The 19,713-nt window shown below is 70.2% G+C and carries 23 protein-coding genes and 1 tRNA gene; 13 read left to right on the forward strand and 11 right to left on the reverse strand.

All coding sequences use genetic code 11. The features are described from left to right. Window positions 1–23: 23 nt before the first annotated feature. Both ABD235_RS22390 and ABD235_RS22395 read left to right on the forward strand, forming a co-directional pair. A complete protein-coding gene (locus tag ABD235_RS22390; protein WP_344177098.1) occupies window positions 24–782 on the forward strand; it encodes a sugar phosphate isomerase/epimerase family protein in 759 nt (252 codons plus the stop codon). Window positions 783–961: 179 nt separating this feature from the next. Then, window positions 962–2,419 (forward strand): diguanylate cyclase domain-containing protein, encoded by a 1,458-nt coding sequence (locus ABD235_RS22395; protein ID WP_344177099.1) that lies wholly within the window; start codon window positions 962–964, stop codon window positions 2,417–2,419. A 27-nt stretch (window positions 2,420–2,446) separates the two neighbouring features. Here ABD235_RS22395 and ABD235_RS22400 read toward each other — a convergent pair whose 3' ends face one another. Together ABD235_RS22400 and ABD235_RS22405 are read right to left on the reverse strand one after the other, a co-directional pair. Continuing rightward, window positions 2,447–2,914: a hypothetical protein gene (locus ABD235_RS22400; protein WP_344177101.1), complete on the reverse strand. Its 468-nt coding sequence runs from the start codon at window positions 2,912–2,914 to the stop codon at window positions 2,447–2,449. A gap of 22 nt (window positions 2,915–2,936) precedes the next feature. Next, on the reverse strand, window positions 2,937–3,419 hold the full coding sequence (locus ABD235_RS22405; protein ID WP_344177104.1) for a GNAT family N-acetyltransferase: 483 nt from the start codon (window positions 3,417–3,419) through the stop codon (window positions 2,937–2,939). A 136-nt stretch (window positions 3,420–3,555) separates the two neighbouring features. Here ABD235_RS22405 and ABD235_RS22410 point away from each other — a divergent pair, with 136 nt between their 5' ends. From ABD235_RS22410 to ABD235_RS22420, 3 genes are all read left to right on the forward strand, one after another. Further along, complete coding sequence (locus tag ABD235_RS22410; protein ID WP_344177105.1) at window positions 3,556–5,136, forward strand: alkaline phosphatase D family protein; 1,581 nt, start codon at window positions 3,556–3,558, stop codon at window positions 5,134–5,136. A gap of 95 nt (window positions 5,137–5,231) precedes the next feature. Continuing rightward, entirely contained in the window at window positions 5,232–6,104 is an 873-nt protein-coding gene (locus ABD235_RS22415) for an aldo/keto reductase (RefSeq protein WP_344177107.1), read from the forward strand. 72 nt (window positions 6,105–6,176) lie between these two features. After that, on the forward strand, window positions 6,177–6,521 hold the full coding sequence (locus tag ABD235_RS22420) for a tetratricopeptide repeat protein (protein ID WP_344177109.1): 345 nt from the start codon (window positions 6,177–6,179) through the stop codon (window positions 6,519–6,521). Here the strand turns inward: ABD235_RS22420 and ABD235_RS22425 are convergent. Next, entirely contained in the window at window positions 6,514–8,157 is a 1,644-nt protein-coding gene (locus tag ABD235_RS22425; RefSeq protein ID WP_344177111.1) for a glycosyl hydrolase family 28-related protein, read from the reverse strand. The two genes, ABD235_RS22420 and ABD235_RS22425, sit on opposite strands and share 8 nt — an antisense overlap. Window positions 8,158–8,275: 118 nt before the next feature. On the opposite strand from ABD235_RS22425, the gene ABD235_RS22430 reads away from it, so the two are divergent. The 4 genes from ABD235_RS22430 (at window position 8,276) to ABD235_RS22445 (ending at window position 11,444) form a co-directional block, all read left to right on the forward strand. Further along, window positions 8,276–9,403 carry an LLM class flavin-dependent oxidoreductase gene (locus ABD235_RS22430; RefSeq protein ID WP_344177113.1) on the forward strand — a complete coding sequence of 376 codons (1,128 nt, stop codon included), beginning with the start codon at window positions 8,276–8,278 and terminating at the stop codon, window positions 9,401–9,403. Beyond that, window positions 9,400–10,005: an FMN reductase gene (locus ABD235_RS22435; RefSeq protein WP_344177115.1), complete on the forward strand. Its 606-nt coding sequence runs from the start codon at window positions 9,400–9,402 to the stop codon at window positions 10,003–10,005. Before ABD235_RS22430 ends, ABD235_RS22435 begins: the two co-directional genes overlap by 4 nt. Window positions 10,006–10,084: 79 nt before the next feature. After that, complete coding sequence (locus tag ABD235_RS22440) at window positions 10,085–10,459, forward strand: YciI family protein (RefSeq protein WP_344177117.1); 375 nt, start codon at window positions 10,085–10,087, stop codon at window positions 10,457–10,459. A gap of 46 nt (window positions 10,460–10,505) precedes the next feature. Further along, window positions 10,506–11,444: an FkbM family methyltransferase gene (locus tag ABD235_RS22445; RefSeq protein ID WP_344177119.1), complete on the forward strand. Its 939-nt coding sequence runs from the start codon at window positions 10,506–10,508 to the stop codon at window positions 11,442–11,444. Here ABD235_RS22445 and ABD235_RS22450 read toward each other — a convergent pair. Beyond that, a complete protein-coding gene (locus tag ABD235_RS22450; protein ID WP_344177121.1) occupies window positions 11,410–12,177 on the reverse strand; it encodes an SDR family NAD(P)-dependent oxidoreductase in 768 nt (255 codons plus the stop codon). The two genes, ABD235_RS22445 and ABD235_RS22450, sit on opposite strands and share 35 nt — an antisense overlap. Window positions 12,178–12,285: 108 nt before the next feature. Here ABD235_RS22450 and ABD235_RS22455 point away from each other — a divergent pair, with 108 nt between their 5' ends. After that, on the forward strand, window positions 12,286–12,825 hold the full coding sequence (locus ABD235_RS22455; protein WP_344177123.1) for a GNAT family N-acetyltransferase: 540 nt from the start codon (window positions 12,286–12,288) through the stop codon (window positions 12,823–12,825). 115 nt (window positions 12,826–12,940) lie between these two features. Then, window positions 12,941–13,315: a hypothetical protein gene (locus ABD235_RS22460; protein ID WP_344177125.1), complete on the forward strand. Its 375-nt coding sequence runs from the start codon at window positions 12,941–12,943 to the stop codon at window positions 13,313–13,315. 1 nt (window position 13,316) lies between these two features. Here ABD235_RS22460 and ABD235_RS22465 read toward each other — a convergent pair whose 3' ends face one another. From ABD235_RS22465 to ABD235_RS22490, 6 genes are all read right to left on the reverse strand, one after another. Then, window positions 13,317–13,892 (reverse strand): hypothetical protein, encoded by a 576-nt coding sequence (locus ABD235_RS22465; RefSeq protein WP_344177127.1) that lies wholly within the window; start codon window positions 13,890–13,892, stop codon window positions 13,317–13,319. Window positions 13,893–13,925: 33 nt separating this feature from the next. After that, a complete protein-coding gene (locus ABD235_RS22470) occupies window positions 13,926–14,813 on the reverse strand; it encodes a DUF72 domain-containing protein (RefSeq protein ID WP_344177129.1) in 888 nt (295 codons plus the stop codon). A 33-nt stretch (window positions 14,814–14,846) separates the two neighbouring features. Continuing rightward, complete coding sequence (fgd, locus tag ABD235_RS22475; protein WP_344177131.1) at window positions 14,847–15,851, reverse strand: glucose-6-phosphate dehydrogenase (coenzyme-F420); 1,005 nt, start codon at window positions 15,849–15,851, stop codon at window positions 14,847–14,849. A 174-nt stretch (window positions 15,852–16,025) separates the two neighbouring features. Continuing rightward, window positions 16,026–17,165: a hypothetical protein gene (locus ABD235_RS22480; protein ID WP_344177133.1), complete on the reverse strand. Its 1,140-nt coding sequence runs from the start codon at window positions 17,163–17,165 to the stop codon at window positions 16,026–16,028. Further along, window positions 17,162–17,740, reverse strand: a complete 579-nt coding sequence (locus ABD235_RS22485) for a hypothetical protein (RefSeq protein ID WP_344177135.1) — start codon at window positions 17,738–17,740, stop codon at window positions 17,162–17,164. Before ABD235_RS22485 ends, ABD235_RS22480 begins: the two co-directional genes overlap by 4 nt. A 253-nt stretch (window positions 17,741–17,993) precedes the next feature. Then, window positions 17,994–18,548 carry a hypothetical protein gene (locus ABD235_RS22490; RefSeq protein WP_344177139.1) on the reverse strand — a complete coding sequence of 185 codons (555 nt, stop codon included), beginning with the start codon at window positions 18,546–18,548 and terminating at the stop codon, window positions 17,994–17,996. A 105-nt stretch (window positions 18,549–18,653) separates the two neighbouring features. On the opposite strand from ABD235_RS22490, the gene ABD235_RS22495 reads away from it, so the two are divergent. After that, a tRNA-Arg gene (locus ABD235_RS22495) sits at window positions 18,654–18,729 on the forward strand. Window positions 18,730–18,782: 53 nt separating this feature from the next. Here the strand turns inward: ABD235_RS22495 and ABD235_RS22500 are convergent. Continuing rightward, the gene (locus tag ABD235_RS22500; RefSeq protein WP_344177142.1) at window positions 18,783–18,980 is read right to left on the reverse strand and encodes a hypothetical protein; all 198 of its coding nucleotides are present in this window, start codon (window positions 18,978–18,980) and stop codon (window positions 18,783–18,785) included. 118 nt (window positions 18,981–19,098) lie between these two features. Between ABD235_RS22500 and ABD235_RS22505 the strand changes: the two genes are divergently transcribed. After that, on the forward strand, window positions 19,099–19,629 hold the full coding sequence (locus ABD235_RS22505) for a YciI family protein (protein ID WP_344177145.1): 531 nt from the start codon (window positions 19,099–19,101) through the stop codon (window positions 19,627–19,629). Window positions 19,630–19,713: the final 84 nt, after the last annotated feature.

Consider the following 19,713-nt stretch of genomic DNA (forward strand, 5'->3'; position numbering starts at 1 on the left):
CCCAAAACAAGGAGCACTGTCTCGTGACCGACCGGACCATTCCCGCCGACGGAATCGGCATGCACCTCTACACGATGCGCGACGTCCTCAAGGACGACTACCCCGGCACCCTGCGGAAGCTCGCGGAGATCGGGTACCAGACCATCGGCGTGAGCGGCCGGTTCGGTCACTCGGCCGCGGACATCCGGCGCTTCGCCGACGACGCCGGGCTGAAGATCGTGCTCGAGCACGTCGGCTACCCGCGGCTGACCGACGACTGGGAAGGCGCGCTGGACGACGTCCGGACGCTCGGCGGCGAGTGGATCGTCGTACCGTCGCTGCCCGAGGAACTGCGGACGCTGGACGGCTTCCGCGAGGCGGCCGCCGCCTTCAACAAGGCCGGCGAGGCCGCCAAGCAGGCCGGGCTGAAGCTGCTGTTCCACAACCACGGGCACGACTTCGAGGTCGTCGACGGGCAGGTGAAGTTCGACATCCTGCTGAACCAGGTCGAGCCGGACCTGCTCGGCTTCGAGCTGGACCTGTACTGGGTGGTGGACGGCGGCCAGGACCCGGCCGAGTACTTCCAGCGGCACCCCGGCCGCTTCCCCGCGCTGCACGTCAAGGACATGGCCGCGGACGGCTCGTGGGAGGACGTCGGCGCCGGGAAGCTGGACTTCCCCGCGATGTTCGCGCACGCCGAGAGCGGCGGGGTCGAGCAATGGCTGGTCGAGCACGACGCCCCGACCGATCCGTGGGTCTCCGCGCGGACGAGCTACAAGACCCTGGCGGAAATGCGGTACTAGCGGCGCGTACGGCGTACAGTCTGCACAGAGCGAAGGTACTCGATCACCGTCCGTAGCAGCCAGGTCGAGCAGCTCGCGGAAAGCGTTGCTCTCCGGGCGCGATCTGTCACTCTGTGAGGGGGCCCTCACCACGGCGGGGTCCCGTGAGGCCGCCGACGCCGTGACGCCGGAGCAGCGCAGTGCAGAACGAGCCGACCGTACGGTTGACGGCAGTCCGCCGTCTGTACGAGGTGAGCGCCCGGATGGGCGCCGGGCGGAGCCTGGCCGAGACCCTGCAGGCCGTCGTCGACGGAGTCGTCGACGGCCTCGGGTTCGGCATTGCCGTGCTCAACCTGCGGTACCCGGACGGCAAGTTCGAGGTGATCGCGGTGTCGGGCTCGCCGGAGGCCCGCGAGGCGCTGCTCGGCACGGTCAGCGCGGCGGACATCTTCGACGCCGAGTTCGAGATCGCGGACGTGTGGGGCGGGCTGCGCTTCGTGCCGCACGAGCGGCTGCCGGAGGGCGAGGTCGTCGGCTGGGTGCCCGACGTACCGATCTCCAGCGATCCGGACGCCTGGCACCCGCTGGACGCGTTGTTCGCGCCGCTGCACTCGTCGGACGGCGAGCTGGTCGGGATGCTGTCGGTCGACCTGCCGGAGGACCAGCGGCGGCCGGGCCCGGTGCACCGCGAGCTGCTGGAGATCTTCGCGACCCAGGCCGGGATCGCGATCGACAAGGCGCGGCTGACCGATCAGCTGCTGGCCGAGAAGGCCCGGCTGGAGGCGAGCGAGACGACGTTCCGGCTGGTGTTCGAAGGGGCCGGGAACGGGATGGCCACGATCGCGATCAACGGGCCGGACCGCGGCCGGGTGCTGCGGGTCAACGACGCGTTCTGCCGGATCACCGGCTACACGCCGGCCCAGCTGGTCGGGTCGCCGCTGATGGACTACCTGCAGGACGAGAACGCCGGGCAGACCGATCGCGAGGTCGCGGAGCTGGTCTCCGGCGCCGGCCCGTACCGGTTCGAGCGGACCTTCCGCCGGGCCGACGGGCACGACATCTGGCTCGGCGGCACGGCGGCGATCGTTGACGAAGGCAACAAGGAGCAGCAGCCACGGATCGTGCTGATCCAGATCGACGACGTGACGGCGCGCAAGGAGACCGAGCGCGAGCTGCAGCACCACGCCGCGCACGACGCGCTGACCGGCCTGCCGAACCGGCGGCTCCTGCAGCACCGGTTCACGACGGCGCTCCAGCGTTCGCGGCAGAGCGGGCGGCGCGGGGTACTGCTGTTCTGCGACCTGAACCACTTCAAGCAGGTCAACGACAAGTACGGGCACGAAGCCGGCGACCAGGCCCTGCGCGAGATCGCCGGCCGCCTGCTGTCCGCCGTACGGCACGGTGACACGGTCGCGCGGCTCGGCGGCGACGAGTTCGCCGTCCTGGCCGAGGAGATCGACGGTACCGACCTGACCACGCTGATGCGCCGGATCGAGGACTCCATCAACCGCCCGCTGACCGGCATCGACGTACCGGTCACAGCGAGCATCGGTACGGCGGTCGTCAGCCCGTACACCGCCGATCTCGACGAGCTGCTCCGGACGGCCGACCAGGCCATGTACCACGCCAAGCGCAACTACCGCGCCGGCCTCACCTGATGGATCGGTGAGCCACCGCGTCCGAGGTCACTTCCTTCGACGCGGGCGGCGCGGCTTGCCGGTGGCCGGTGACGGCTTCGGGCGACGCTCCTCGTCCCAGGTGCGCAACTGCAGGATGCAGAACTGGTTGTACCGCTCGACCGAGCCCAGCTGGCCGATGCCGTAGAACGCGGAGATCGGCGTCCACCTGCTGCTGCCCTCGGCCGTCGTCCAGCGCACCGCCGGGAATCCGGTCACCCGGACGACCTGCTCCGCCGGAATCCACCGGCTCCGCAGGATCCCTCGGACCTCGAGCCCTTCCGCGCCGTACCGGACACCCATCCGGTGAGTCCGGACGATCAGGAACCCCGCCACGGCGACGATCACGACGGAGATCCCCAGCGTCAGCGGCCCGGCCCCCTGGGCGCTGATCAGGTACCCCACGAGGATTCCGGCCAGCGCCAGCCAGAGCACGGTCTGGGCGATCCGGGTGATCAACAGCGGTTTCAGATCCACAGTGCATCCTCCCTGATGGGACTCACGAACCCAGCCGCGTGAGCGCCTCGTCGGTGAGGCGGAAGGTGGTCCACTCGGTCTGCGGTCTGGCGCCGAGGGCCTCGTAGAACTCGATGGCCGGCGTGTTCCAGTCGAGGACCGACCACTCGAGGCGCTCGTAGCCGTGCTCAACGCATTCCTGGGCGAGGGCGGTGAGCAGGGCCTTGCCGAGGCCGGAGCCGCGTTGCTCGGGGCGGACGAAGAGGTCTTCGAGGTAGATGCCGTGGACTCCGCGCCAGGTGGAGAAGTTGAGGAACCACAAGGCGCAGCCGGCGATCTCGTCGCCGGACTCGGCCACGTGGCAGAAGACGGCGGGCGTCGGGCCGAAGAGGGCGGTCTCCAGCTGGGTGGCGGTCAGCCGGCAGGCCGTGGGCTCGCGCTCGTACTCGGCCAGGGCGTAGACCAGCTCCACGATCGCCGGTACGTCGTCCGGTCGCGCCCGGCGGATCCGCTCATCGATCTGCATGAGGCCCATCCTGCCTGGTCACTCGTTGACGGCGGTCAGGGCAATACACGGCACTCGTTCACCTCGACGTCGACCACCCGTCACCGTGCGGCGACAGGCTGACCCGGACCCCCACTCCCCGCTCAGGAGGATCCGTATGTCTGTCTCCCGTCGTCGATTTCTCGGGTACGGCGGTGCCGGCACCGCCGCGGTGCTGCTCGGCACCGGCGCCTGGGACGCCTCGACCACGTACGCCGTACCGGGCAAGGCCGGCAACCCGTTCACGCTCGGCGTGGCGTCCGGCGACCCGAAGTTCAACAGCGTCGTGCTCTGGACCCGGCTGGCTACCGACCCCTTCGCCGTCGACGGCAAGGGCGGGATGCCGGACCGCCCGGTGCGCGTCGAGTACGAGGTCGCCCTGGACGAGCGCTTCCGGTCCGTCGTACGGCGCTCGAGCGTGCTCGCCACGCCGGAGCTCGGGCACTCCGTGCACCCCGAGATCCACGGGCTGCTGCCGAACCGCGAGTACTACTACCGCTTCCGCACCGGCCAGGAGGTCTCGCCGATCGGCCGGACCCGGACCACGCCGCACCCGCTGACGACGCCGCGCAACCTGCGGTTCGCGTTCGCCTCGTGCAACGCCTGGCAGGACGGGCACTTCACGGCGTACGAGCACATGGCGCACGAGGACCTCGACCTGGTCGTGCACCTCGGCGACTACCTGTACGAGTCCGGCGTGAAGACGAACAAGCGTGGCGTGGTAACCGATCCGCGGTTCCACACCGAGACGTTCGACCTGGCCCGGTACCGGCTGCAGTACTCGCTCTACAAGTCCGAGGCGCCGCTGCAGGCCGCGCACGCGGCGCACCCGTGGATCCACACCTTCGACGACCACGAGGTGGAGAACAACTGGGCCGGCGACCTGAGCCAGGCCGACACCGAGCCGGACCAGGACCCGGTGATCTTCAAGCAGCGCCGCGCGCAGGCGTTCCAGGCGATGTACGAGAACCTGCCGCTGCGGCACGAGCAGATGCCGTCCGGGCCGGACATCCGGTACCACCGGCGGCTGCCGTACGGGCGGCTGGCTGACTTCACCATCCTGGACACCCGGCAGTACCGCTCGGACCAGCCGTGCGGCGACGGCGACTCGTCGACCTGCGACGACCGGTTCGACCCGGACAACACGATGCTCGGCGGCAAGCAGCGCAAGTGGCTGCTGGACGGTTTCCGCCAGTCCCGCGCCCGCTGGCAGGTGCTCGGCAACCAGACCCCGATGGGCCAGACCGACTGGACGCCCGGCCCGGAGACGCACGTCTGGCTCGACCCGTGGGACGGATATGTTGCCGAGCGCAACAAGGTGCTGGCCGCGGCGCAGGACAGCGGGGTGCGGAACCTGGTCGTGATCACCGGTGACCGGCACCAGAACTACGCCCTGGAGCTGAAGCGCGACTTCGCCGACCCGGATTCCCGCACGGTCGGCACCGAGTTCGTCGGGACGTCGATCACCAGCGGCGGCGACGGCGCGGACACCACCGACCAGGGGCAGCAGTTCTTGGCCGCGAACCCGCACCTCAAGTTCTTCAACTCCCAGCGCGGCTACGTCCGGGTGACGGTCGACGAGCACCAGTGGCGCTCCGACTTCCGCGTCGTCCCGTTCGTCAGCAAGCCCGACGCCCCGGTCAGCACCCGCGCGACGTACGTCGTCGAGGACCGGCGCGCGAACGTCCACCAGGCCTGAGCACACCGGCCGAACGGGATTCAGCAGCCGCAGTACTTACTGCATCCGCATTTTGCTGTTGGATTTCGTTCGGCCGGTGAGGGAACTTGGGATCCATGGCTACCAACACGAAACGCCGGATCGGGGACGTCGAGGTCGGTGCGATCGGCCTCGGCGGGATGCCGATGTCGATCGAAGGACGTCCCGAGGACGAGAGTCGGTCGATCGCGACGATCCACGCGGCGCTCGACGCCGGGGTCACGCTGATCGACACCGCCGACGCGTACCACCTGACCGCGAACGACGTCGGGCACAACGAGTCGCTGATCGCGAAGGCGCTGTCCTCGTACGGCGGTGACACGTCGGACGTGCTGGTCGCGACCAAGGGCGGCCACCTGCGCCCGGGCGACGGGTCCTGGACGCTGAACGGCTCCCCGGAGTACCTGAAGCAGGCGGCCGAGGCGTCGCTGAAGCGGCTCGGGGTGGAGGCGATCGGGCTGTACCAGTTCCACCGGCCCGACCCGAAGACGCCGTACGCCGACTCGGTCGGCGCCATTCGCGACCTGCTCGACGCGGGCAAGATCCGGCTGGCCGGCATCTCCAACGCGAACCCCGAGCAGATCAAGCAGGCAGGAGAGATCCTCGGCGGCCGCCTCGTCTCGGTGCAGAACCAGTTCTCCCCGGCCTTCCGGTCGAGCGAGCCCGAGCTGGAGCTGTGCGACGAGCTCGGCATCGCGTTCCTGCCCTGGTCGCCGCTGGGCGGCATCTCGAAGGCGTCGGACCTCGGCGAGCAGCACCCGGCGTTCCACAAGATCGCCGGTGAGCTCGGGGTCAGCCCGCAGCAGGTGACGCTGGCCTGGATGCTGGCCAAGTCGCCGCACGTCATCCCGATCCCGGGGTCGAGCCGGCCAGAGACGATCCGCGACTCCTGGGCCGCGGTCGACCTGGAGCTCACCGCCGAGCAGGTCGCCGCGCTCGACGCCGGCTGAGCCGCCGGAATAGCGCCGTACGGACCTGACGTTGGGGCTGACGAATCATTCAGCCCCGATGGGAGGGTCCCCATGGAAGACATGCGTGCGTTGAGCTACGGCCTCGGCCGGCAGTACTTCGAGGAGAAGGACTACCGCGGGGCGATCAAGGCACTGAAGCCGGTCGTCGACGAGACGCCGGACGACGTGGGCACGCGCCTGCTGCTGGCGCGTGCCTACTACCACTCGGCGCTACTCAAGCCGGCCGAGGAGCACCTGCACGAGGTGATCACCCGCGAGCCGACCGAGTACTACGCGCACCTGATGATGGCGCGCACGCTCGAGCGGCAGTCGCGGGCGGACGAGGCGGCCAAGCACCGCCGGATCGTGGCGGCGCTGACCGGCGACGACAGTCACCTCGCACAGCACACTATTTGAGGGATCGCTGAGCGGCGTACAGATCCCGTACGGCGGGACGCTCGCCGAGCAGGAACGTGCCGTTCTCCAGATCGCCCTGGAAGTCGCGCGGCAACCCGCTCGAGTCCGACGTGAGCCCCTGCAGCCCGACCGTGAGGCTGCGGGGCGCCACGTCGGCCAGCTGGATCGCGTACGGCGAACCGCTGGTGATCCGCACGTTCCAGTGCGCGATCCGCGCCCCGAACAGCGGGCCCGACGCCGCCGAACCGCCGACCCGGCCGTTGTTCACCAGCGTGATGTCGGTCCGCGCGTTCTCGAACGGCATCGCCCGGTGGGTGTCGAAGGTGCCCTCGGCCATTCGCCCGCGGCGCCAGACGTTGCCCGCGGACAGCCCTTCGAGGTTGAGCCCGTGGTGCAGGGCACCCGTCGGCAGCGGCACGGCGAACGCCTCGATCTCGAACCCGTCGACCAGGTTGTCGTGCGCCTGCATCCGGCACGCGAAGCTGTGGTGCGCGGAGCGACCGCCGACCACGACATCGGTCAGCGTGACCGCCTTCGTGGTGGTGAACCCGAAGCCCAGGTCGCAGTTCTCGACGCGGACGTCGGCGGCCCAGCAGTCGTGGACCGCCTGGAAACACAGGCCGTTCGCGCCGGGGTGCCGGTTGTGGATGGTCATCGGCTTCAGCTCGTTGCGGATCGTCAGCGACTCGACGCCCACGTCGTGCACGGTCGGGCCGAGCTCCCGCAGCCGCGACGGCCAGCTCGGCTTGAGGTCGTAGCGCAGCGGCTGGGCGAGCCGGATCAGCCGCTCGCCGAGGATCGCCTCGATCCGGACCGGCCACTGTAGGGTCGCGTACTGGATGTACTGCCCTGCGGAGCCTGTGGTGAGCTGCGGCGCCTTGACCGGCCAGTCGTAGTCCGCCGTACCGGGGACGTCTCCGGCCAGGTGCTTGAGCACGCCGGCATCGGCCGGGTTGTCGGTCTCCAGTACGACGAGGTCGCCGGCCGCGAGATTCGCGGTGCTGGACACGAGCAGCGTGCGCTGACCGCGGGACGCGGCGCTGACCTCCGCCAGGGTGTCACCGAGCAGCCAGCCCTCGGAGGCGGCGAAGTCCTCGGCCTCCGACTTCGCCTTGCGCTCGGGCGCGATCACCCAGATCTGGCCGCCGGTCCACGACCAGCGGCTCTGCAGACTCGGCTGGAGGTTGGGCCGGTAGCTCTCCTCGAGCGGCCGGGTGAAGTGCAGGATCGTGCGGTCCCGGCCGGAGCCCTTGAGGACGACGTTCGACCAGTGGATCCAGATCGGCGAGTCGAGGCGGTAGACGCCCGGCGGGACGACGATCGTGCCGCCGCCGTGCGTACCGGCGTACTGGACGGCAGCGTTGAAGGCGGGAGCCGCGTCGGCGGTGCTGCCGGGCCGGGCACCGAAGTCGGTGACGCGGGCGATCGTGCGCGGAGCGCGTGGACGTTCGCCGCCGCGGTAGCCGGCGTGGGAGATGTCGGGGATCAGCGGGTGCGTGCCGGGGGCCTCGGACCACTCGGCGAGCAGCTCGCTCGAGGTGTCACGCGGACCAGCGTACGCCGGTCCGGTGGACAGGAGACCAGCGGCGGGGACGGCTGCGGCGCTGCCCAGGAGCAGGCGGCGGGAGAGCATCATGGACGAACTCCTCGGGGCGGAAGGGTTTCGCAGGGTGGGACCAAGTTTCACTGGGCGGACCGGAATAGACAAGAGCCAGAAATAGTTCAATAATTAACTACCTAATCGAGGAGGGCTCATGCAGTTCGGCATCTTCAGCGTCAGCGACGTGACGCAGGATCCGACCACCGGAACGACCGTCTCGGAAGCCGAGCGGATCAAGGCGATGGTGGCGATCGCGCTGAAGGCCGAGGAGGTCGGCCTGGACGTCTTCGCCAGCGGCGAGCACCACAACCCGCCGTTCGTGGCCTCGTCGCCGACGACCATGCTCGGCTACATCGCGGCGCGGACCTCGAAGCTGATCCTGTCCACCTCGACGACCCTGATCACCACCAACGACCCGGTGAAGATCGCCGAGGACTACGCGATGCTGCAGCACCTGGCCGACGGCAGGGTCGACCTGATGATGGGCCGCGGCAACACCGGCCCGGTCTACCCGTGGTTCGGGCAGGACATCCGCAACGGCATCCAGCTCGCCGTCGAGAACTACGCCCTGCTGCGCCGGTTGTGGCGCGAGGACGTGGTCGACTGGGAGGGCAACTTCCGGACCCCGCTGCAGGGCTTCACCGCGACGCCGCGGCCGCTGGACGGCGTACCGCCGTTCGTCTGGCACGGCTCGATCCGCTCGCCGGAGATCGCGGAGCAGGCGGCGTACTACGGCGACGGCTTCTTCCACAACAACATCTTCTGGCCGGCCTCGCACACCCAGCAGATGATCGACCTGTACCGCCGCCGCTTCGAGCACTACGGGCACGGCGCCGCGGACCAGGCGATCGTCGGACTCGGCGGCCAGGTGTTCATGCGGAAGAACTCGCAGGACGCCGTCCGCGAGTTCCGGCCGTACTTCGACAACGCCCCGGTCTACGGGCACGGGCCGTCGCTGGAGGACTTCACCCGCGAGACGCCGCTGACCGTCGGCAGCCCGCAGGAAGTCATCGAGCGGACGCTCGGCTTCCGCGAGCAGTTCGGCGACTACCAGCGCCAGCTGTTCCTGATGGACCACGCCGGCCTGCCGTTGAAGACCGTGCTCGAGCAGCTGGACATCCTCGGTGAAGAGGTCGTGCCGGTGCTGCGCAAGGAGTTCGCGGCGCTGAAGCCGGCCCACGTGCCGGACGCGCCGACGCACGAGTCGCTGAAGACCGCGGCCGAGCGGGCCCACTCGCTGGAGTCGCTGTCGGCGCCCGTCGCCGAGGGGGCCGAGCGATGACCGAGCGCACGATCGCAGTGGTGACGGCCGGACTGACGAGCCCCTCGTCGACCCGGCTGCTCGCCGACCAGCTCGCCGCCGCCGTCCGGGACACCCTGGACGAGCGCGGCGTGCCGCGCAAGGTGGTCGTCTTCGAGCTGCGCGACCTCGCGCACGACCTGACGAACAACCTGCTGACCGGTTTCCCGTCGGAGTCGCTGCGCGAGGTGCTGGAGACGGTGGTGAACGCCGACGCGTTGATCGCGGTCACGCCGACGTTCAGCGCGTCGTACAGCGGGCTGTTCAAGCTGTTCTTCGACGTGCTCGACGACAAGGCGCTGGTCGGCAAGCCGGTGCTGATCGGCGCGACCGGTGGGACCGAGCGGCACTCGCTGGTGCTGGAGTTCGCGCTGCGGCCGCTGTTCGCGTACCTGCAGGCGGTCGTCGTACCGACCGGCGTGTACGCCGCGTCGTCGGACTGGGGTCCGCACGCGGTCGCGCTGCGCGCCCGGGTGGACCGCGCGGCGACCGAGCTGGTCGACCTGCTCACCAACCAGCCCGCCCGGCGGGCCGTCGATCCCTTCGAGAGCCCGACGCCGTTCGAGGATCTACTGAATCAGTGAAATGTCGAGAGTTGCCGGTCGGCCCCGATGTAGCGTCGGAGGGCCGATCGGCGGCCTCTCAGACGTTGGGATTCCGAACATGAAGTACGTCGTACTGATCCACTCCAGCCCGCAGCCGTGGGGTCACCCGACCGGCGACACCGTGCCCGAGCACCAGGCGCTCCCGAAGGCCGAGCGCGAGCGGCTGAACGCGAACTTCGAGAAGCTGCTGACCGAGCTCCAGGCCAACGGCGAGCTGCTCGGCGGCGAGGCGCTCGGCGACCCGGCCACGTCCCGTCTTTACCGGTACACCGGCAAGCCGGTCGTCACCGACGGCCCGTACTCGGAGTCGAAGGAGCACCTGGCCGGGTTCTTCCTGATCGACGTCGACACGCCCGAACGGGCCGACGAGGTCGGCCGGGCCTTCGCCGGCCCGGGCGAAACCGTCGAGCTCCGCCCGATCCACGTCTTCTGAGCCTCTCGTGGGTTGAGAAAGCTCGCGGCGCGGGTACGTAGAGGGGATGGAGGTTCGGGACGGGCTGATCGCGCGCCTGGCGTGGCGGCTGCCGTACGTGGCCGCGGCGAAGGCCGGGCCAGGCGCCGCGCGCCGGGTGGCGCATGTCCTCGGCCGGATCGAGGGCCTGCGCCCGGGCGGCGTCCAGCGGATCGCGCTGCGGATCTCCCCGCGGCTGGCCGACGCGAACCCCGGGCTGGCGAAGATCTCACCGGCCTGGGCTGTCGACGCTGTCGACGTCCGGCGGCACGGTCTGCGGTTGCGGCTCGATCTGCGCGACAACCTGCAGGCGATCCTGTACTACGCGGGCCGGTACGAGCCGGCGACCTCGCGGTTTCTGACCGCGGAGCTGCGAGCGGGTGACGTCCTGCTCGACGTCGGCGCGAACATCGGCCTGCACACGCTCGGCGCGGCGCTGCGGATCCGCGACCTCAGCTCGGGCCGGGTGATCGCCTTCGAACCGGCCGGCGACGCCGGGAGCAAGCTGGAAGAGGCCGCCGAACGCAACGGTCTCGCGGAGTTCGTCGAGCTCGTTCAGGCGGCACTCGGCGACCGCGCGCAGGAGGCCGTGCTGCGCGCGGACAGCCGGTACGACGCCGCCGACACCGGGGTGCGTTCGCTGGGCGGTGACGGCGACGTCGTCCAGCAGGTGCCGGTGGTCCGGCTCGACGACTGGGCCCGGGCCAACGACCTGCCGCGGCTGGACGTGATGAAGCTCGACGTCGAGGGCTCGGAGCTCGCCGTACTGCGGGGTGCCGCGCACACGATCACGCGGCTGCGGCCGCGCGCCGTACTGGTCGAGGACAAGCGGGAGGACCAGCGGCGCGAGCTGTACGACGTACTGAACCAGCTGGGGTACCGGCCTGCCGCGCTGCTGGACCACAACCGGCTGTTCCGGCGGGACCGCTCGGTCAAGGCATCAACTGGCCGCCATTCACTTCGATGATCTGGCCGGTGACGTAGGAGCTCATCGCGTCGGAGGCGAGGAACAGGATCGTGCCGACGCACTCGTGCGGGGTGCCGGTGCGGCCCAGCGGGATGGTGGCGAGCATGGCCTTCAGCTGCTCCTCGCCGGTGTGGCGGTCGTGGAACGGGGTGCTGATGACGCCGGGAGAGATCGCGTTGACGCGGATGCCGTCGGGGGCGAGCTCCTTGGCCAGGCCGCGGGTGAACGTGCTGACGGCGCTTTTGCTGGTCGCGTAGACGACCGAGCCGCCGCCACCGCCGTTCCGTCCGGCGATCGACGTGACGTTGACGATCGTGCCGCCGCCCTGGCCGCGGAAGACCGGGACGATCCGCCGGCTCATCGCGAACACCGAGGTCAGGTTGACGTCGATGATCCGGTGGAACTCCTCGTCCGGTACCTCGGTCACCGGCGAGCGCTTGACCAGGTCGCCGGCGTTGTTCACCAGCACGTCGATGCGCCCGTGCTTGGCGAGGACTGCGTCGACGAGCGCATCGGCCTGGGCGGAGTCGGCGAGGTCGGCCTGGTGGATCGATCCGCTGCCACCGGCGGTGTGCACCGCGTTCAGCGTGTGCTGCGCGCCGGACTCGTTGGCGTGGAAGTGCAGCGCGACCGTCGCGCCGGCCTCCGCGAACCCGACGGCCGCCGCCGCCCCGATCCCGCTGCTGGCGCCGGTGACGAGCACAACCTGGTCAGAGAAGTCGAGAAATCGCATGGGCCCATCCTGCCTGTACTCCGGACCGGCGGCGCGGCGTACCGGCGTACGGGCAGGACAGGCCGGTGGAGAGGGTTGTGATTGCGGCGCCGGGGGTAGATTCGACGAATGGGTTACGACCTGGCGACGCTCGAGCTCCGGCGGTGGCGAGTAGCTGACGCGTTGCGCCTGACCGCCGCGCACGCGGATCCGGACATGGCCAACCAGGGCGGCATCCGCGACACCGCGAGCGCCGTCGACTGGATCGGCCGGGTCGCCGACCTCGACAACGGGCACGTGTACGCCGTGGTGGACGGCGACGACCACCCGGTCGGCTGCGTGGCGGTCACCAACATCGACCGTCACCAGGTCGGCTGGACCTGGTACTGGACCATCGCCGAGGTCCGCGGCCAGGGCATCGCCCGCGACGCCCTGCGCGCCCTCGCCGACTGGGCCCACCACGACGCCGGCCTCTACCGGCTCGAACTAGGTCACCGCACCAACAACCCGGCCTCCTGCGGCGTCGCCGCCGGCGCCGGTTTCCTGTTCGAGGGCCTGGAACGCGAACGCCTCGCCTACGACGGCACCCGGTACGACGTAGAACGCCACGCCCGCCTCGCCTCGGACCCGCTGACGACCCCCGAGCGCCCGGTCACCATCAGCACCTGACAGCAGCCAGTACGCCGTACGCCTGGCGCGTCATGCCCTGATGCCAGGTCTTGCAGGGGCCCGGGACAGGCGTTGCGGGAGGCGACGGGAGCCGGGAGACCCTACGGTTGGGGGTATGGGTAAAGGCAACCGGTTGTCGTTCTTCTCGTTGGTGATCGGTGGGGCGGCGGGGTTCGGGTTGCTGTGGATCACGCGGCGGGCCTGGGACGACTGTGGTGTGAAGGTCAACGGCGTCGGCAACGGGCCGACGTTGTTGTTCGTCGGGCTGCCGGTGGCGATGGTCGTCAACATCGTGCTGTTCAGCGTGGTGTGGCGGGTGATGAAGAAGGGCGGCGGCGGGAAGTTCCTGATGCCGCTGATCGGCGCGCTGGTCGCGATCGCCATCGCCGACCTGGCCCTCTTCTCGTGGGCCGGCACCCCGGCCGGGATGGCCGCGCCGATCTGCCCGGCCAACGTCCCGGCCTGGTGGCCGGAGTGGATCCCGACCTGAGTCAGTCCGCGGGTGGGGCGTAGGAGCGCCAGCGTTCTTCGACGACGTAGCCGAGGGCAAGGTTCGCGCCCAGGCTGGCATCGTTGAGTGCGGCGCCGCCGGTGCCGAACAGGCGCACCCCCTCGGCGTACAGCGTGAGGATCGACAGCGCCTTGACAGCCTGCCCGATCCCGCGACGGCGGTACCCGGCGAGCACCGAGGTGAAGCCGGTCTCCCCGCGGGTGCCGATCAGGCTGATGGTGGTCGCCGCGACCAGCCTGTCCCCGTCAAGCGCGCCGAAGACCCGGCCCGTCGTCCACAGCTCCCTGATCGTCTCGAGCGACCCGACCGTCCGCTGCGTTGCCGGGGTGTACGGGTAGTCCGCCTCGTTCGCCTGCTCCAGCGCGTGCAGCGCCTCCGCGTACGACGGCCCGAGCTCGTGCACGACCACGCCGGTCGCCCGGCGTACCACCTGCTCCAGCTTCACCGGGTCCGGGTCGTGCAGCCGCGCGCCCCAGGACTCGCCGACGACGGTGTACCCGGCGGCCTCCAGTACGGCGCAGCGCGGGTCGTCGGCGCGAACCACCTCGAACGTCATCCCGGTGATTGTCCGCGCGCTACCGCCACCGGCTCAACCCGATATCCCCAGCCGCTCGGCCAGGCCCATCGCGTCGTACGGCGCGCGGACCTTCACGTCGTTGTCGAAGTACGCGAACACCTCGCGCTGCCGCCGCGGCGCGGGCGATCCGACGCGCTGCCCGTTGGTCGGCGTGCGGCCGCCGTGCCACGTCTTGATCCGCCCCGCCCACCGGTCCAGCGCGGCGTCGTCGTACCCGCTCACGTACAGCTCGTCCGCGCCGTGCAACCGCACGTAGACGAAGTCCGACGCCGTCACGTCGTCGAGCATCGGCCACTTCCCCGCCGTGTCGGCGCAGACCAGCGCGATGTCGTGCTCGCGCAGCAGGTCGACGAACCGGCCGTGCTCGTACGACGGGTGCCGCACCTCCAGCGCGTGCCGGACCGGTTGCTCAACCGGCGCCTCCAGCAACGACCGGTCCTTCATCCGCTCATCGTGCTTGCGGGCCAGCTTCGCCGCCTCACCAGTTGTCCGAGGCAACAACTCGAAGAACCGCGCGAGCCGGTCCTCGTCGTACCCCAGGGTCGGCGGCAGCTGCCACAGCACCGGCCCGAACTTTTCCCCGAGCGCGAGCACCCCGGAGGCGAAGAAGTTGGCCAGCGGCGTCTCGACGCCCTCGAGCTTCTTCATCTGCGTGATGAACCGCGGCCCCTTGACCGAGAACACGAACCCCGGCGGCGTCTGGTCGTACCAGCGCCGGTACGACGAGACGTGCTGCAGCGAGTAGAACGACCCGTTCAGCTCGATCGAGTTCAGCCGCCGCGACGCGTACTCCAGCTCGGCCCGCTGCGGCAGCCCGTCCGGGTAGAACACCTTCCGCCACGGCGCGTACCGCCAGCCGGAGATGCCGACCCGGTACGGACTGTCCGCCCATTGCTCCATGTCCGGACAGTCCCCACCCGGCGGGGCCGGTAATCAGCCGAGCTTGCGCAGCAGCGGGACGACGTCCTCGGTGAACTGGGTCAGGAAGCGCTCCTGGTCGTGACCGGGGCCGTGCACCACGAAGTGGTTGAAGCCGGCCTCGAGGTACGGCTGGAACTGCTTCACGACCTCTTCGGGGTCGGAGGCAACGATCCAGCGCTTGGCGACCTGCTCGATCGGCAGCTCGTCGGCCAGCCGCTCCATCTCGGTCGCGCTGTCCACGCTGTGCTTCTGCTCCGGCGTCAGCGACAGCGGCGCCCAGAAGCGGGTGTTCTCCAGCGCGGCCTCCGGATCGCGGTCGTAGGAGACCTTGACCTCGAGCATCCGGTCGACGTCCTCGAACTTCTTGCCGGCCTTCTCGGCGCCCTCACGAACGGCCGGCATCAGCTTGTCGTTGTACAGCTCCATGCCCTTGCCGGAGGTCGCGATGAAACCGTCGCCCGCGCGGCCGGCGTACTTGGCGACCAGCGGTCCGCCGGCGGCCACGTAGATCTTCAGCGGCGTCTCCGGGCGGTCGTAGATCGACGCCTCGACGGTCTTGTAGAACGGCCCGTCGGAGCTGACCGTCTCCTCCGTCCAGAGTGCGCGGATCAGGTCGACCGACTCGCGCAGCCGCGCGAACCGCTCCTTGAACTCGGGCCACTCGCGGCCCGACACAGCGATCTCGTTCAGCGCCTCGCCGCTGCCGACGCCGAGCATGATCCGGCCCGGGTAGAGCACGCCGAGCGTCGCGAACGCCTGCGCGATCACGGCCGGGTTGTAGCGGAACGTCGGGGTGAGCACCGACGTACCGATCAGCACCCGGTTCGTCCGCTCGCCGACGGCAGCCATCCAGGCCAGCGCGAACGGCGCGTGCCCGCCCTCGTGCCGCCAGGGCAGGAAGTGGTCGGAGACGGTGACGCTGTCCAGCCCGAGCTCCTCCGCGCGTACCGCGTACTCGACCAGGTCCCGCGGTCCGAACTGCTCCGCCGACGCCTTGTAACCGATCCGAATGCCCACCGTCTCGCTCCTCCGTCGTAGTCCGTCCACCGGATGACAACCCGCGCACCGCGCGTTCTATGCCGCTGCCGGTGTGTCGCCACCGTACTGCGCCGCGCGGGCGCGTGACGCGGGGTGGGGACACGACGGAGTGCCGGTCGGCGTCGGCTGCCGCGGTCCGGCGGGACGGCGCGGTCAGCTGGTCTGGCGCCAGATGTCGTTGATCACCTTCTGGGCGGCGGGCTCCTCGCCCGGCGCCGCCACGGCGGCCGCGCCGACCAGCCACCAACGGCCCTGGGAGCTGAAGATATGGCTCATCACCAGCGTGTACGGCTTGCTGCTGACGGCGTACCAGGTCGTGCTGTTCCGCGGAGTGGTCGGAGCGGCGGTCTTGTACGTCGTACTCCACTCCTTGTCGAACGCCGCCCGACCGGCCAGGCACGCCGCCTGGTCAGTGCACGGGCGCAGGGCGATCCGCAGGTCGAGCCCCGCCGGGGTCGTCCCGGTGTGCACGCGGCGGTAGATCGTCGTCGACGACTCGGCGGCCAGCTTCTCGTCGAGCACCGGCGGCTGCGGGAAGCCGAACTCGAACGGCAGGTCGAGCTGCCGCGCGACCTGGAGGTCCGCGCCCAGCGGGTAGATCGCGCCGACCACCGGAGCGAACGGCTTCGACCGGGACCACGGCACGGAGGTCATCTTGTCGATCCCGGGGCTGAGCACGCCGGTCGGCATCGCGCCAGGGCTGACCGCGGCCGGCGGTGGGACGACCGGGTCGACGTCGGAGGTCGCGCTCTTGATCGCGGCGCCGACGGAGTAGGTGATGCTGAACACGGCGAGTACGACGACCACCGCGACGACGTACGGCCACTTCTTGCGGTCCGCGGAGCTTGCCGCTCCGTTTGAAGGGGGACGGGCGTCTGCGCCGGCATCGGGCTGCGAGGCTTCGCCCGCGATCGGGGCGGCGCCGTACGGCGCGAGCTGCTGGCGGACCGCGGTCAGGGACTCCTCGTCGTTGCCGAGCAGGCCGTCGAGCGGGTCGAGCAGGCGCTCGGCGCCGGACCGGCCGGGGACGAGCTGCGTGACGGCGTACGGCCTGGTAGCGGTCAGGTTGGCGGCCCAGAGCGGCAGCTCCTCATGCTGCGGGCCGAGCGCGGCGGAGCGGCTGGCCTGGCTGAGGCGGTCGCGGACCGCGGGGTCGTCGGCACCGGCCGTGCTCAGCACGAGGACGACGACCTCCATCCCGGTGAACGACCGCCCGCGCCAGATCTCGGCGAGCGGGTGGTCCAGCAGCCGCTGGTCCAGCTCGTAGCCGGAGATCTCCGGCGTGGTGTTCACTTCGCCTCCCAGATCGCGCGGTCGGCCAGCACGAGCGCGGCCTGCTCGGCCTTGGCAGGCTCGACCGGGTGCGCCTCGTAGTCGACCTGGACGACGAGGTCGTCGCGCAGCACCACAACCGACACCTTCCAGTCCTCGCCACCGGTCCGCCCGAACCGGTCGATCCGCGTCGGGTACGGCCGACCCGGCATGATGACGCCCTTCTCGCGGTCGAACGCCTTGCGTGCCACCTGGTCCGGCCGGAACGGCGGCTCGCCCTCGCCGCCGAGCTTCCCGGCGTACGGCGTGATCCGGACGTTGACCGTCGCGGCGGTGAAGGTCTGCTGGCCCGACTCCTCGGCGACCGCGCGGCAGCGCACCTCGCCGGTCCCGGTCTGCGCGAACACCGGAGAAGATGCCTTGGGCAACAACGCGGAGATGTCGCCGAGCCGCCCGCACAAGTCGGCCGGCAGCTTGCGCGCGCCGATCACGTCGTCCTCGTGCACCGGCTCACCCGAGGCGAACCCGATCCCCAACCCCGCGACCAGTGCCACCCCGGAAGCGATCAGCGTCCCCCGAACCACTCCACCAGCCACGCCCCAGACCCTAGCCACGCGGAAGTTCTCCCTCACCGATCACGCTCGCACCGCCCGGACAACGCGTCTTAGACGCCGGCAACCGAAGCGCGGTTCCCCCGACATTCACGACAGCTCAATCGAGTCCCCGAAGGTTTTGGGGCCTCCCGCTCTGGACTGAGGAGGGAGGGAGCGCAGCGACCGACCGACGAGGGAAGAGCGGGAGACAAAGCCCCAAAACCCGCGGCGACGAAGTCGACGCCAAAAGCACAGCTCACCCCAGCAGGGTTTTGACCGTCCCGCCGGACTCGCTCAGCTTGCTGCCGAGCCCGGACAGCGCCTCGCCGACCGACGCGAGAATGCCGGACAGGTCCTGCAGGTTCCCGGCCAGGGTTTCGATCTCGGTCGCGACGCCGCTGACCTGACCGCTCCCGTCGTTCAGCCGCTTGGCCGCCGCGTCGCCGATGCCCGGGATCTTGTCCAGCTCGCCGGCCAACCCGGCCAGCATCCCGGCGGCGTCCTTCAGCCGGTCGCGGGCCGCGTTCATCGTGGTCGCGCTGCCGCTGAGCGCCTTCCGCGCGCCGCCCTCGCCGTCGTCCCCCACCAGCGCACCGGCCGCCTTCGCCGCCTGCTCACCGGCCTCGGCCAGCCCGCCGCCGATCGTCTTCAGCAGGTCCGGCAGCTTGCCGATGAACCCGAGCGCGTCGTCCGGCAGGTCCTTCACCAGCTTGAGGACCTTCTCGAAGTCGTCGGAGTTCTCCAGTACGAACCCGACGGCCTTCTTCACGTCGTTGAGGTCCCGCCCACCGAGCAGATCACCGATGTCCATGCCCGGAATGTAGTGCCGGCAGGCCCGCGGCGCCCGCGTCCCGCGCCCGCTCACCCCCGATTACCACCAAGAGCCGGTCTCGTTGTATCGTTTTCGTCGTTGCCTGCGCTCGTAGCTCAACGGATAGAGCATCTGACTACGGATCAGAAGGTTGGGGGTTCGAATCCCTCCGAGCGCGCCAGCAAAGCCCCAGGTCACCAGGTGGACGACCTGGGGCTTTGTCGTTCCCGAGGGTCAGCGACCGCGGCCTTCGGCGTCCTTGCGGACCTCCGGGGAGTCCCAGCGGCCACCCTTGGCCCGGATGTTGTCCGCGGCCTTCTTGTGGCCCATCTCCTCGAGCTTCTTGGGCACGTTCAGGTGTGCCTTCAGCAGATCGGCCGCCTTCTGCGCCGCCGCGTCGTCCTTGCGCGCCTGACGCTCTTCCTTGCCCATACTCATCTCCTGTGCGATCGACGTGACCCCGTGCTTGTCGGGGAAGCTTCTCCCGTCCGGGGTTCAACGGGCGGTACGACGCGTGCTCGCGGCAACTGGTTCCAGGAGAGGATCGAGGATGGAGTACTTCGTGTACGGGCGTGACCGCGCCGGGGCGTTCCCGTTGAAGGTCGAGCTCAGCGAGCAGCACTGGACCTTCATGGACCGGTACGCCGAGGAGCTGATCGCGCGCGGGCCGACGCTGACCCACGACGACGAGGACGCCGAGACCACCGGCAGCCTGCACATCCTCGACCTACCGGACGCCGAGGCCGCCGAGCGGTTCGCGTACGACGAGCCGTACTACCTCGCCGGCGTTTTCGACGACGTCCTGGTCCGCGGCTTCCGCAAACGCGTCGGCACGACGATGTGGGACTTCACCGGCGCGGTCCCGGGCTACACGCGCTACCTGCTGCTCGCCACGGACGGCGTCGACCACGAGCCGCCGGCGTCGCCGCACGTGATCCTGTACGGGGACCTGCTCGACGGTACGACGCTCGTCGGCCAAGCGGCGCTCGTCGAAGCCCCGACCCCCGAGGCCGCGGCCGAGCTCCGGCCCGGCGCCGCCGTCCACGTCTGGCGCTTCGGCGGCCGCCCCACCGAGAACTAGCCCGACCCGAGCAAGTCGCCAAGCACCAGACCACTCACCCCCGAAGCCCCGCGCCAAATCCCCTCGGCGCGGGGCTTCAGTACG

The organism is Kribbella lupini, assembly GCF_039529595.1.
Lineage (GTDB): Bacteria > Actinomycetota > Actinomycetes > Propionibacteriales > Kribbellaceae > Kribbella > Kribbella lupini.

Excerpts from the sequence above, each read along its gene's own strand:
- ABD235_RS22415 (WP_344177107.1), top strand. The coding sequence starts at position 5,232 with ATGGCTACCAACACGAAACGCCGGATCGGGGACGTCGAGGTCGGTGCG.
- ABD235_RS22450 (WP_344177121.1), bottom strand. The coding sequence starts at position 12,177 with ATGCGATTTCTCGACTTCTCTGACCAGGTTGTGCTCGTCACCGGCGCC.
- ABD235_RS22430 (WP_344177113.1), top strand. The coding sequence starts at position 8,276 with ATGCAGTTCGGCATCTTCAGCGTCAGCGACGTGACGCAGGATCCGACC.
- ABD235_RS22455 (WP_344177123.1), top strand. The coding sequence starts at position 12,286 with ATGGGTTACGACCTGGCGACGCTCGAGCTCCGGCGGTGGCGAGTAGCT.
- ABD235_RS22405 (WP_344177104.1), bottom strand. The coding sequence starts at position 3,419 with ATGCAGATCGATGAGCGGATCCGCCGGGCGCGACCGGACGACGTACCG.
- ABD235_RS22420 (WP_344177109.1), top strand. The coding sequence starts at position 6,177 with ATGGAAGACATGCGTGCGTTGAGCTACGGCCTCGGCCGGCAGTACTTC.
- ABD235_RS22505 (WP_344177145.1), top strand. The coding sequence starts at position 19,099 with ATGGAGTACTTCGTGTACGGGCGTGACCGCGCCGGGGCGTTCCCGTTG.
- ABD235_RS22460 (WP_344177125.1), top strand. The coding sequence starts at position 12,941 with ATGGGTAAAGGCAACCGGTTGTCGTTCTTCTCGTTGGTGATCGGTGGG.
- ABD235_RS22435 (WP_344177115.1), top strand. The coding sequence starts at position 9,400 with ATGACCGAGCGCACGATCGCAGTGGTGACGGCCGGACTGACGAGCCCC.
- ABD235_RS22425 (WP_344177111.1), bottom strand. The coding sequence starts at position 8,157 with ATGATGCTCTCCCGCCGCCTGCTCCTGGGCAGCGCCGCAGCCGTCCCC.
- ABD235_RS22465 (WP_344177127.1), bottom strand. The coding sequence starts at position 13,892 with ATGACGTTCGAGGTGGTTCGCGCCGACGACCCGCGCTGCGCCGTACTG.
- ABD235_RS22440 (WP_344177117.1), top strand. The coding sequence starts at position 10,085 with ATGAAGTACGTCGTACTGATCCACTCCAGCCCGCAGCCGTGGGGTCAC.
- ABD235_RS22490 (WP_344177139.1), bottom strand. The coding sequence starts at position 18,548 with ATGGACATCGGTGATCTGCTCGGTGGGCGGGACCTCAACGACGTGAAG.
- ABD235_RS22470 (WP_344177129.1), bottom strand. The coding sequence starts at position 14,813 with ATGGAGCAATGGGCGGACAGTCCGTACCGGGTCGGCATCTCCGGCTGG.
- ABD235_RS22410 (WP_344177105.1), top strand. The coding sequence starts at position 3,556 with ATGTCTGTCTCCCGTCGTCGATTTCTCGGGTACGGCGGTGCCGGCACC.
- ABD235_RS22500 (WP_344177142.1), bottom strand. The coding sequence starts at position 18,980 with ATGGGCAAGGAAGAGCGTCAGGCGCGCAAGGACGACGCGGCGGCGCAG.
- ABD235_RS22445 (WP_344177119.1), top strand. The coding sequence starts at position 10,506 with ATGGAGGTTCGGGACGGGCTGATCGCGCGCCTGGCGTGGCGGCTGCCG.